11 protein-coding genes are annotated in these 12,523 nt (G+C 57.5%); 1 reads left to right on the top strand and 10 read right to left on the bottom strand.

What is annotated here, in order from left to right; translation table 11 throughout:
* Window positions 1–10 precede the first annotated feature (10 nt).
* A complete protein-coding gene (locus AC2FIP_RS06860; protein WP_496694752.1) occupies window positions 11–934 on the top strand; it encodes an alpha/beta hydrolase in 924 nt (307 codons plus the stop codon).
* Between the two features lie 4 nt (window positions 935–938).
* Here AC2FIP_RS06860 and AC2FIP_RS06855 read toward each other — a convergent pair whose 3' ends face one another.
* The 10 genes from AC2FIP_RS06855 to AC2FIP_RS06810 all read right to left on the bottom strand — a co-directional run bounded on the left by AC2FIP_RS06855 (window position 939) and on the right by AC2FIP_RS06810 (window position 12,515).
* Window positions 939–1,775 (bottom strand): alkaline phosphatase family protein, encoded by an 837-nt coding sequence (locus tag AC2FIP_RS06855; RefSeq protein WP_496785656.1) that lies wholly within the window; start codon window positions 1,773–1,775, stop codon window positions 939–941.
* Window positions 1,776–1,918: 143 nt separating this feature from the next.
* A complete protein-coding gene (locus AC2FIP_RS06850) occupies window positions 1,919–3,556 on the bottom strand; it encodes an ABC transporter ATP-binding protein (RefSeq protein ID WP_496677699.1) in 1,638 nt (545 codons plus the stop codon).
* The gene (locus AC2FIP_RS06845; protein ID WP_142636698.1) at window positions 3,553–4,368 is read right to left on the bottom strand and encodes an ABC transporter permease; all 816 of its coding nucleotides are present in this window, start codon (window positions 4,366–4,368) and stop codon (window positions 3,553–3,555) included. Before AC2FIP_RS06845 ends, AC2FIP_RS06850 begins: the two co-directional genes overlap by 4 nt.
* Complete coding sequence (locus AC2FIP_RS06840; RefSeq protein WP_142636701.1) at window positions 4,368–5,324, bottom strand: ABC transporter permease; 957 nt, start codon at window positions 5,322–5,324, stop codon at window positions 4,368–4,370. Before AC2FIP_RS06840 ends, AC2FIP_RS06845 begins: the two co-directional genes overlap by 1 nt.
* 15 nt (window positions 5,325–5,339) lie before the next feature.
* Entirely contained in the window at window positions 5,340–6,923 is a 1,584-nt protein-coding gene (locus tag AC2FIP_RS06835; protein WP_142636703.1) for an ABC transporter substrate-binding protein, read from the bottom strand.
* Window positions 6,924–7,047: 124 nt separating this feature from the next.
* Window positions 7,048–9,039 carry a CocE/NonD family hydrolase gene (locus tag AC2FIP_RS06830; protein WP_496785654.1) on the bottom strand — a complete coding sequence of 664 codons (1,992 nt, stop codon included), beginning with the start codon at window positions 9,037–9,039 and terminating at the stop codon, window positions 7,048–7,050.
* A gap of 51 nt (window positions 9,040–9,090) precedes the next feature.
* Window positions 9,091–10,194, bottom strand: coding sequence for a DUF4147 domain-containing protein (locus tag AC2FIP_RS06825; RefSeq protein ID WP_496785653.1), 1,104 nt, complete (start codon window positions 10,192–10,194; stop codon window positions 9,091–9,093).
* A complete protein-coding gene (gene dtd, locus AC2FIP_RS06820) occupies window positions 10,194–10,631 on the bottom strand; it encodes a D-aminoacyl-tRNA deacylase (RefSeq protein ID WP_496712783.1) in 438 nt (145 codons plus the stop codon). The genes AC2FIP_RS06825 and dtd overlap by 1 nt, the downstream gene beginning before the upstream one ends.
* A 20-nt stretch (window positions 10,632–10,651) precedes the next feature.
* Window positions 10,652–11,320 carry a nitroreductase gene (locus AC2FIP_RS06815; RefSeq protein ID WP_496701981.1) on the bottom strand — a complete coding sequence of 223 codons (669 nt, stop codon included), beginning with the start codon at window positions 11,318–11,320 and terminating at the stop codon, window positions 10,652–10,654.
* Window positions 11,321–11,405: 85 nt separating this feature from the next.
* Window positions 11,406–12,515, bottom strand: a complete 1,110-nt coding sequence (locus tag AC2FIP_RS06810; protein ID WP_496785651.1) for a TFIIB-type zinc finger domain-containing protein — start codon at window positions 12,513–12,515, stop codon at window positions 11,406–11,408.
* Window positions 12,516–12,523: the final 8 nt, after the last annotated feature.

Raw genomic sequence — 12,523 nt, 5'->3', positions numbered from 1 at the left:
CGGAGGGGCTATGGACTATGAACGTCTGATCGATGAAGAAACCTGGGCGTTCATAAGACGAACGGCTGAAAGCTATCCTGATGACGCGGTCGAATTGTCGATCGAAGATCAGCGCGGCGTCTATGACGTAATGTGCAAGGATTTTCGCCAACCTCGCCCAATGGGTGTTGAAACAGAAGACAGGCGCGCCGATGGCGTGCCTGTTCGCATTTACACCGCAGGCAATCCAAGCCGGACGGTGATCTATTTCCACGGAGGCGGGTTTGTCGTCGGCGGACTGGACAGTCACGACGATGTCTGTGCCGAACTTTGTGCACAAACTGGGTATCGGGTGATTGCCGTGGATTACCGCCTGAGCCCCGAACATATTCATCCTGCCCAGTTTCACGATAGCTGGGCTGCAACCAACTGGGCGGTGCAAGAGTTCCAGGACCCTTTCGTTCTGGCGGGCGACAGCGCGGGTGGAAATCTGGCCGCCGCAGTTTCACAGCACGGACGGACGCAGTTCGACAATCTTCTTGGTCAGGTCCTCATCTATCCAGGCTTGGGCGGAGATTCATCCCGTGGTTCCTATAAGGAACATGCCCATGCGCCTTTGCTGACGCTGGAGGATGTAAGTTTTTACGAGAAGATGCGCTGTGGTGGAGATGTGCCGGAAAACGACCCGACATTCGCTCCATTGCATGACACGGATTTCTCGGGGCTGCCCCCAACCGTGGTGGTAACTGCAGATTGTGATCCCTTACGTGATGATGGTGCGATCTATTGCGAGCAGATCAGGGCTGCAGGTGGGCAGGCTCATTGCATCAATGAACCCGGCCTTGTGCACGGCTATCTGCGGGCGCGCACCATGGTCAAACGTGCGGCGGACAGCTTCGAGAGGATCTCGGTGGCGATAGAGGCGTTGGGCCAGCAGATCTGGCCCTACGACTGATTCCCTACTTCAAGAAGGGCTGACCCTTCATGGTTTCGGCAACCGGGGCACCCAAACGGCCCAGAATCGTGGGCGCCAGTTGTAGCTGGTCGATCACAGCGTCCGCATCGGGGCCTTCGGCGTCACCGAAGTAATACAGCGCGGTTTCCTGCTGCAATGCGCCACGCCCACCGTGATGGCCACGATCGTCCTGGCCGTGATCTGCGGTGACGATGACGTCGTAACCCAATTGCCGCCAGCGCGGGATAAACGGGGCCAGCATTTCGTCCATCACGAAACAGGCATGGTCCATCTCTTCACATTCATGAAAGAATCTGTGACCCATGCTGTCCAAAGTGCTGGTATGCAGCAATCCATAATCCAAGCCATGGCGTAGGCAGAGATTTGTCAGCGTCGCGAACAGATCGACGTCACAGGGCGTCATCTGGTTGGCTTTGCCATAGCCTGTCATCGTGTGGAACCGACCATGATTGATCGTTTTGCTGTTGGGCTCGTCATATTCAACATCGCGGACATAGTCGAATGGATGGCGATTAAAGAATTGTGACCAGAAGCTGTGGGCCACAGCCCCAGTCACGCCGCCGGTTTCGCGCACTTGGCTGAAGATGTCCTTCTGACTCAGGCGGAACACGTTGCCATTGCCGGTACAGCCATGCTCCTGCGGTGTAACACCGGTATGGATCGAGGCATAGCAGCTTGCCGAGATTGACGGCAGCACAGCGCGCTTCTTCCAAACGCGCGCCTCGCCGGTGTCGACCCAGCCTTCCAGATTGCCGAACAAACGACGGAAATTGCGCCATGGAACACCGTCCAGAATGATGAGGAGAAGTTTGCGGTCCATGCTCTGACCCTTTTTCAGATTGCTTCAGCCGACCCTAAAAGATTCGGTGCGGTCTGGCTGCCTGATCCCGCCCCGAATGGCAAAATCCCGACACCTTAATCGAATGGCGCCGGGATTTCATAAACTTACGGGAAAGGCCAGGATCAGTTCCCGGCGCTTTCCATTTTGCGGTGGGCGACGACCTCTTCCAGCCAGCCCAGATGCATTTCGGGGACAGAGCTGAGCAGTAGGTCGGTATAGTCATCAAACGGTGGGCTCAGCACCTGCGACTTGGGGCCGTAGCGGACGACTCGGCCCTGATACATCACCGCAATACTGTCGCTGATCGCGCGCACTGTTGCCAGATCGTGGGTGATGAACAGATAGGCCACATCCTCGATCTTTTGCAGGTCCAGCAGCAGTTTGAGGATACCATCCGCGACTAGCGGATCCAGCGCCGAGGTGACCTCGTCACAGATGATCATCTTGGGCTTGGCCGCCAATGAACGCGCAATGCAAACACGCTGTTTCTGGCCGCCAGACAGTTCCGCCGGATAGCGGTCCATGTATTTTTCGCCCAGCTCGATCTCATCCAGCAGTTCCACGATCCGCTTGCGTTTTTCCGCGCCGCGCATACCGAAGTAGAACTCCAGCGGGCGCCCGATGATAGTGCCGACGGTCTGACGCGGGTTCATCGCCACGTCTGCCATCTGATAAATCATCTGCAACTCACGCAGGTCTTCACGGCTGCGGCCCTTCAGATCGCCACTGAGCTTGCGTCCGGCGAAATTGATCTCGCCATCGCGCGGTGGAAGCAGCCCGGTGATCACCCGTGCCAGCGTGGACTTGCCAGAACCGGATTCGCCCACAACCGCTAATGTTTGGCCCGGATGGAGCTCGACATTGACGTTGTGCAGCACGTCGAAATTCAGCCCCTTATAGCGCGCAGTGATCCCGTCAACTGTCAGCACTGGTTCGGAAGTTGGCTTCTTTTCTTCATGTTCGATGGAGCGGACCGAGACCAGCGCCTTGGTATACTCTTCCTGCGGGTTGTTGATGATCTGATCGGTGTTGCCGTACTCGACCGTGTTACCCATGCGCAGAACCATGATGTCGTCGCTGACTTGCGCAACGACTGCCAGATCGTGGGTGATATAGAGCGCGGCAACGCCGGTATCACGAATGGCTTCCTTAATGGCCATCAGAACATCGATCTGGGTGGTCACATCCAGCGCAGTTGTCGGTTCGTCGAACACCACCAGATCAGGCTCAGGACAAAGCGCCAGCGCTGTCATACACCGCTGTAGCTGACCGCCCGAAACTTGGTGCGGATAGCGATCACCAATATTGTCCGGATCGGGAAGCCCCAGCTTGGCGAACAGTTCCCGCGCTCGGGCTTCGGCCTCTTTACGCGAAAACTTCTTGTGCTCCACCGCGGCTTCGATCACCTGATCCATGATCTTCTTGGCTGGGTTGAACGATGCTGCGGCGGATTGCGAAACATATGCTACTTCGCCTCCGCGCAGATTGCGGATATCGCTATGCGGGGTTTTCAGGATATCGCGCCCGTTAACCCAAACCTCTCCGCCGGTGAGTTCAACACCACCACGGCCATAGGCCATTGAGGCCAGACCAATGGTGGATTTACCGGCCCCGGATTCACCGATCAGCCCCAACACCTTGCCGCGTTCAAGGTCAAAGCTGACCCCGTGCACGATTTCGATATCATGGGGTTTTTCACCCGGTGGATAGACGGTCGCGCCGATTTTGAGGTCGCGGACCTTGAGAAGGGTATCACTCATCCCCGGCCTCCTTTCAGCGATGTGGTACGGTTCAGGACCCAGTCAGCAACAAGGTTGACCGAGATGGCGAGGGTCGCGATGGCAACAGCCGGATATAGCGCCGCGCCGATGCCATAGACGATACCGTCTTTGTTTTCCTTCACGATTCCACCCCAATCCGCCAGCGGCGGTTGGACGCCCAGACCCAGGAACGAGAGGGTCGAGATAAACAGAACCATAAAGATGAACCGCAATCCGAACTCGGCCACCAGAGGCGACAGAGCATTGGGCAGGATTTCCCGGAAGATGATCCAGATACGACCCTCACCGCGCAGCTTGGCAGCCTCAACATAGTCCATCACATTGATATCCACAGCGACTGATCGCGACAGGCGATAGGGGCGTGTGGCATCCAGCAGGCCCATCACGAGGATCAGGATCGGAACAGTCACCGGCACAATCGCCAGAATGACCAGCGCCAGGATCAGTGTCGGGATCGACATGACCAGGTCAACCGCTCGGCTGAGGACCTGATCGGCCCAGCCACCAAGAACAGCGGCCAGCAAGCCCAGCGTGGTGCCGGTGGCAAAGCTGAGGATTGTGGCAGCAGCAGCGATAAAGATGGTCGTGCGCCCGCCATAGATCATGCGAGTTAGCAGATCGCGCCCGATATTGTCCGTACCCAACAGGTGTTTGGCACTGGACGGTTCCCAGACATCACCGACCACCTCGGCCATGCCGTAAGGAGCGATCAGAGGTGCGGCGAGCGCCACGAAAAAGTACAGCCCGGTGAAAAACAGACCGATCATGGCCGAAATAGGAAGATTCTTCATCATTTCGGGTGCCTCAGTCTTGGATTGGCAAGGATGGACACGATATCGGCAACCATGTTCAGCCCGATATAGACCGCAGCGAAGACAACGCCGCAGGCCAGAACCACAGGCACGTCACGCTTGGTCACCGAGTCCACAAGATATTGCCCCATGCCAGGGTAAACGAACACCACTTCGACCACGACGACGCCCACGACCAGATAGGCCAGGTTCAGCATAACAACGTTGACAATGGGCGAAATCGCGTTGGGGAAGGCATGTCGCGCGATGACCTGAAAACTGGACAAACCTTTCAGCTCAGCCGTTTCGATATAGGCCGACTGCATCAGGTTTAGGATTGCGGCGCGGGTCATCCGCATCATCTGTGCCAATACCACCAGCGTCAGCACAAAGGCCGGCAAGGCGATTGCATAGAGCTTTTCACCGAAGGACATCGAATCGTTGATCATCGCAAGCGAGGAAAACCAGCCCAGTTTTACGGAAACGAAATAGATAATCACGTAGCCGATCAGGAATTCGGGGATCGAAACCGTGGTCAAGGTCACAGCCGAGATCAATTTGTCCGGCATGCGGTTGCGATAGCGGACGGCCAACAAGCCAAGGAAGATAGCGAGTGGTACGGAGACGACGGCGGCGGCACAAGCCAGGAACAGCGTGTTGCCCAGGCGCTTGCCGATGCTTTCAGCGATATCCAGTTTGTTGGTCATCGATTGGCCCAGATCGCCTTGAACGATCCCGCCCAGCCATTCGGCGTATCGGGTCAGGGCAGGGCGGTTCAGCCCCATTTCCTCACGTAAGTTAGCAAGAGCCTCAGGAGTTGCGGACTGTCCCAGGACGGCTTGCGCGGCGTCTCCGGGCAGGGCTTCGGTCAGGCCAAAAATCAGGGCCGAAGCGCCAAACAGCAATAGGAGTCCCAGCGCAAGGCGCTGGGAAACCAATTTGATGATAGGATGCATGATCCGTGGTCCTTATCAGGAGAACCACATCTTGCGGGACATGTTGCCGTTCATCATCTCTTGGGTCGGGTCGCTTTCCCAACCTTCCAGCTGATTGCTGACACCTTCGACGAAATCATTGAACATCGGGCAGATTACGCCGCCTTCGTCGCGGACCATCATGCCCATCTGTTTGTAGATGTCCTTGCGCTTGTCATTGTCCAGCTCGGCGCGGGCTGCAAACAGCATCTCGTCAAAGGCCGGAACCTTGAACCGCGTGTCGTTCCAGTCTGCGGTCGACAGATACGCGGTCGAATACATCTGGTCCTGCACCGGACGGCCACCCCAGTACGAGGCGCAGAACGGCTGTACGTTCCAAACCTCGGACCAGTAACCATCGTTGGGTTCACGCTTGATTTCCAGCGGGATACCAGCCTGAGCCGCGGTCTGCTGGAACAGGGCGGCGGCGTCCACCGCACCAGGGAAGGCGCCATCAGCGACCTGCAGAATGATTGGTGAGCCGTCATGACCCGACTTCTTGTAATGCTCAGCTGCTTTTTCGATGCTGAATTCACGCTGCGGGATCGAACCGTCAAACAGCGGGTAGGCCGCGTTGATCGGCATGTCATTCCCAATCGAGCCATAGCCACGCAGAACCTTGTCGACCAGATCCTGACGGTTAATCGCGTGTTTCAGGGCCAAACGCAGTTCATTGTTATCAAACGGTGCCGTGTCGCAATGCATGATAAACACATAGTGGCCACGGCCTGCGGTTGAATGCACAGTCAGGTTCGGTGCGCGACCCAGCAGATCAGCAATCTTGGGCTCAACCCGGTTGATCGCGTGGACCTGACCGGATTGCAGCGCGGCGGTCCGGGCGGTAGCGTCATTGATAACAACCACTTCGACGCTGTCGAAATTGCCGTAATCGCTCCAGTGGTTGGCGAACTTTTTGAACACGTGGCGGACGCCGGGTTCGTTGACTTCCACTTGGTAAGGGCCGGTGCCAACCCCTGCGCCAGGATCTTCCATGCCGCCATCCGGCTGGATGATCAGATGATAGTCTGCCATCAGATAGGGCAGGTCGGCATTTGGTTCATTCAGCGTAACCTGGAAATTGTCGCCATCAGCCTTCATCGATTCGATGCCGCGCATGATTCCCAGAGCACCGGATTGGGAATCCTCGTTCGAGTGACGCTCCATGGTTTTCAGCACGTCTTCGCTGGTCATGGTCTTGCCGTTGTGGAATTCCACGCCCTGACGCAGTTTGAAGGTCCAGACCCTGGCATCCGCGCTGCCTTCGACGCTTTCTGCAAGGCGCGGTTCGATCGATCCATCGGGCGCAACCTCGACCAGTTGGTCGCCGAACTGCTTGCCGTTCTGGAACGGAACCGAGCTGGCATAGGTGGCCGGGTCAAGCGAGTTGGTGGATTCCCCGCCCTGCAGGCCAAATTTCAGATCACCGCCCTTTTTCGGGCCAGCCGCGCGTGCAGCATCGGCAAACATTGTGCTGGCCATCGCAGCAGACACACCAAGTGCTGCAGCTTTCCCCATAAATTCGCGGCGGGTCAGCTTGCCAGCTGTAACCTGCTTGGCCATGTGAGTGATTTGTTCGTTCATTCAGATATCTCCCAGTGATTTATCTCGTCAGCCCCTGACGGGTTTTTTATTGACGCGCCAGTCAAGTTAGGCGCAATTCGGTTGGTCGAGCAAGAAAAAAGTCCGGCTCAGACCTGCTTGAATTTCACATATGATTACGCGGTACGGTATCCTCCTTAGTCTTTGAAAATACCAAACTGCCGTTTTCAAATGCCTTGAGTTCAGCACAGAGGTAGAAGTTTCCGGCGTCTGACCACATTTCGCAAGATGTTTCTGTACGCAGCTCTGTGCCGTCACGGATTATCTCTTGTGTCCAATGGCAATATCCGCGTGCAGATAACGGATCATCAGGGCGAATCGACCAACGTTCAAAGGCTGTTCCGCCATGTGTCAGGCCGTGGTGGTTGTCTGTAACAAGGCCAAAGTCATCTTCTATAATCAGATGAGTTTCCCCCGAATTCATGTCAGTTTCGACCTGTCGAGAGTTCCGGCTGTCTCGGACAGTCGTGATGTCGTGTGCGGCCTCGGCATCCGGGGGAGGGAATACATATGCCTCGCTAGCCGCGTGACGGATGGGCAGCTTGATTTGGCCTTCGGTCAGATGCAGTTCTGCAGACTCGGGCGAAGGCCAGATCAGCGGCCAATAGGCGCTGGATACCGCAATCCGCAAGTGGTGTCCCTTTGGCACCCGATAAGCGATATGGTCCAGATCCAGCGTGACCTCGTAAACCTTGCCAGGGACCAATTCGGTCGGTTGCGAATGGGTATCGCGATGGCACAGGTTAAGGACACCGTATGTTATGCGTGTTGTTGCCCCATCGGGATGGACGTGATTCAAGCGCACGGCCATCTGGGCATGGGGACGGTCGGCACTGATGTGCAGGCATATTTGCGGCGCGCCCACGATGTTCAAATCATTGGCCAGTGGGGCGCTGTCGAAGCAGGCCGAAAATGCATCATCCACACGCTGATCGCCCGGCATATCCGGCCCCAACCAGATGGCGCAGTATTCTCCGCCTTCCATCCCGCAGGTCTGGGGGGATCGGATGCACATGTCCAGCGGTCCGGGTTGGTCCAGCCCAGCATTAGAGATATTCAGAGTTTGAATAGGAAGATGCGAGGTCGCGCCTTTATCCTCGGTTATCCAGCAACCGGGCCGTTCCTTGTACCAGCGCTGGGGGCGTACCCCATCCATAAGATAGGCGCGATAGTCGGGTTCCTGGTCGATGCCAGTATCCTGGCCTTTCAACCAATGGTCCCACCAACGCAGGGCCTCTTGCAGAAATCCGATTCGGGGCTCGGGAACAGCAAAATGCGGATACTTGTGAACCCAAGGTCCGACGATCCCCTTGACCGGAGAATCAAGCTGTTCAACCAATAAAGGCACCGTATTCTTATAGGCGTCACCCCAGCCGCCAACAGCCAAAGTCGCCGCCCGGATAGCGCTGAAATCCTCGCAGACTGACCCGTGACGCCAATAGTCATCTCGCGTCTGATGGCGCAACCAGACAGAGGGCAGAAAGGGCTCGTTCTCAAGGCGGTCCAGCCACAGCTCGCGCCAGTTCGGACGCAGGGCCGGATCGGGAGCGCGCGATGAATAAGACCACATGGTCGCACCCCAGCCGAGATTTTCGTTCAGCAGGCAGCCACCCTTGTAGTGGATGTCGTCCGCATACCGGTCGGCGGTCGAGCACAGCGTGATAATCGCCTTCAGCGCCTCTGGCTGTAGTGCCGCCACCTGCAATGCATTGAAACCGCCCCAACTGATCCCCATCATGCCTACAGAACCAGAACACCACGGTTGCTGCGCCAGCCACTCGATAGTTGCAACTGCATCGTCCAGTTCCTGCTGGGTATACTCATCCGCCATCAGCCCTTCGCTGTCACCATTGCCGCGCATGTCCACTCGGATGCAGGCATAGCCGCGCTTGGCAAACCAAGGATGGGTCAGGGCGTCTCGTGTCGCAGTGCCGTCGCGCTTGCGATAGGGCAGGAACTCCAGAATGGCAGGTACAGGGTGGCTTTCTGCATTCGACGGCTTCCATATCCGGGTTGAAAGCCGGCACCCATCCGGCATGTGAATGCCGACATCTGGCAGGTCTTCGATGTCGAGTAGCGAATTGTCGGCTGGATTCATTCGGTCAGTCTCGGGGCCAAAAGGGATTTGGTGCAGGTGAAAATCGTCAAATCAGCCTCGGATTGCGACAATAAGGTCCATTACGTTGGTTCCGGTCGGTCCGGTGACGAAAAGAGCATTTACGCGTTCCAGATAGCTGCCGCTGTCAGCATCCCGCAGCGCCTTTTCCGCACCATCGCCCCAGGTGGTCCCGTCAACAATCGCCCCCGCGGCCTGGGTTGGTCCGTCGGTGCCGTCGGTGCCCCCGACAAGCAGCGTCAGCCCAGCAATACCCGCGATTTCTCTGGCCAACGCTAAAGCGAGGGCCTGATTGCGCCCACCCTTGCCTGGATTTCTGGGCAGCACGACAGTTGGCTCTCCACCGAAAACCATGACGCCTTCGGGCATATTGCGCAGCTGTGGCCCCAAACGGGCTGCTATGCTTTTCAGGTCATCGTGCAGGCATTCCTCATTCGCTAGAACGGGTGCGCCCTCGGCCATGGCCTGTCGGACGGCGGCAGCACGGGCATGCTTGTTCGATGCAACGATGCGCGCAACTCCCTGAAAATCGCGCGGCTCAGGAAGTGCGCCAATGCCCGATCCGATAACGTTCAGGTCATCGCCCGGCACATCGGAAATCGCCAGAACAGTCGCCTTCGCTCCTTTGAACTGGGCCAACAGGCCAGACCCTTTGATTTGGGACAGTTTGCGCCGTTCGGCGTTCATTTCAGAGATATTCAACCCTTCCGACAGCAGTTTTCGGTTCAACTGCTCCAGATTCGCCAGCGTTTTGCCAGCTACAAGGTCCTCGGCCAAAGACGAGGCCCCGCCCGAAGCCAGCAGCAGCAAATGCGAAGACGATCCCATCGACTGGACCATCTCACGCAGTGCGCGGCCCGCTTGCAGACTGCGAATATCTGGAACGGGATGAGAGGCCTCGATCACCTCTACATAGTCGGGCAGGGCGTCCCCGTGGCCATCTTTGGTGACAACCAAAGCGGGGAGGGGGCCGAAATGGTCCAGCGCTGCGCGGGTCATCGCCGCCGCAGCTTTGCCGACAGCTAAAATTTGGTCGGGCGCCTCGATATCATTCAGCGCCGTTAACGTCGCCGCATATCCACTAACCGCGTCAACTCCGGCCTGCCATATTCGGGTTGCCTTTTGCCTTTGCTCCATCAGCTTTCGACCCAGATCGTGACCGGGCCGTCATTGACCAGTTCGACGGCCATATCCGCCCCGAATTGACCGGTTTCGACAGGGACGCCAAGACCACTTAGCCGATGCGCGAAAACCTCATACAAGCGTTTTCCAACCTCTGGCGGTGCCGCTTCAGAAAACCCCGGGCGGTTCCCGCGCGAGGTATCAGCGGCAAGTGTGAACTGGCTGATTACTAGGGCCGAGCCGCCCATATCCAGAACCGACCTGTTCATCTTGTCGGCCTCATCCTTGAATATCCGCAGCTTCGAGACCTTGGCAGCAAGCTGTTCGGCCTTTTGGTCGTCGTCTCCTTGCATCGCGCAAACCAGTATCAGCAGGCCCGGACCGGTTTGTCCGATCACCGTACCCTCGACCGAGACTTTTGCCAGCGAGACCCTCTGCAACAGCGCACGCATTTGGTTCCTCCATTTGATGGTCAGTCGACCCACTCGACAAACGCGTCGGGCGCGGCGCGACTGGTTCTGAACCCGTTGGCCGGGTGGTCTTTGTCTGCATAGCCGAAAGAGATCGCACATAGGATCAGACGGTCATCCGGGATTTTGAAATATCGGTGCAGAAAAGGGCCATAGCTGGCCACTGCGGCCTGCGGAATTGTCGCTATGCCCAGAGCCTGCGCCGCCAGCGTGAAGGCCGTAACAAAGCCACCACAATCCATGGCGCCATAAGCGCCGAGTTCCGTTGGGCTGGATATGATTGCACAATGGGGCGCTCCGAAAAGGGCGAAATTCTCCATCATCTGCCGGGTGGACCCGGCGCGATCTCCGCGTTCAACGCCAACGGCTTCGTAAAGGGCCCAGCCGCATTCACGGCGTCGTTCCTGGTAGATGCCCGAATAGGAGGCAGGAAAGGGCAGGTCCGGGGATGGCGTGTCCGCGGTTACCTCATCCTGCAGTGCCTTCCGAAACTTATCGGTCTCTGGCCCGCTGGTGATGGTCACGTTCCAGGGCTGCGCATTGCACCAGCTTGGAACGCGGGCTGCGCTGGTCAGGATCTGATTAATCTGATCCTTTGGCACCGGGTCAGAAAGGAAGGCGCGGCAGGAATGCCGTTGATCCAGTAGATTGTTCAGAGCGGATAGTGTCACACAGGCCTCCCCATCGGCGTTGACAGGGCGCAGGATGAGGTCAGACTGGCGGATGTTCAAGTGCTGATGCGGTTAGCCGGTCACGTCATTGCTGACCGGTTGCCACCATGTAACCAACACCGGCAGCTACCAAAAGGCCAAGGCACACGGCGACAGAGATCTTGAGCGCTGACCAGGGACGTTCCCCCTGAACGCGCCCGGTGCGGCCGTTTACTACAAACCTGTACGTCTGCCCCCGATATTTGTAGGCGGCCATCCAGATCGGCAGGAGGACATGCTTGAAGGTCACATCCCGCACATCGGTCTCAACCGCGTGAATGCGCTGCCGGTCGCCACCGATATCAAAGCGCACATCCCGTTCGATCACGCGGGACATACGTGCGCGCGCTTCGGTGTAGCCGTCATTCAGTTCGACCGTATAGGCCTCGGCCCGAAAACCGGCGAGGTACTCAGGCTGATACGGTTCCAACGCGGGTAAATCCCAGGGTTCCAGCGCGTCGGTGTACTTCTTGGGCAAAGACTGGGATGCCAAAACCAGAACGTCATCAAAGAACCGTGCGACCCGGCCCGATTTCGGGGACCATTTCACCTTGGCGACCCTTTGCTGTACACGCTTGCCATCGCGCATGACGCTGCGTGTTTCATAGTAAACGATGCCGCGCTCGCCGTGATATTTGGATTTCGTATCCGCATCGAAGGTCCAGTATGGAACATAGATACCCTGCATCTTGCGCCCTTTGCGGGCATAATCCTTCAACCCGTTTGGGGCGAACCATAACCGTCCCAGCCAGTCTCCCATGGCCTTATGCGCAGTGCGTTCATCCAGCGCAAAGGGCAGCACGCCGCGGGGTTTGATGTGACGGCTGATGCCGGTATCCGTAACTACTGGGGTTGCGCAAAAGGGGCATTCGGCTGCGTGCGTGGCCGGGTCGAATTCAACCTGAGCCGCACAGTTGGGGCAGGTCAGAACACGCGTTTCCTCGATCTCATCGTCAGGCAGCTGATCCGAAAGCGCACTGTTGAAATCCAGCTCTTTCAGGCTGGCACCGCCCCACGGCCCGGCGCCAATGGACTCGGAGTGACCGCAATGGTCACAGGTGAGCGTACCATCACCGGGATTGAACCGATAATCCGCCCCGCATTGATCGCAGGGAAAGCGGTGTTCGTCTACAATGTTAGGGTCGGTAGGGGCCATTGAAGCCT

This window comes from Ruegeria sp. CDSB114 (assembly GCF_059611025.1).
This window is presented reverse-complemented; position numbering and strand designations above follow the sequence as displayed.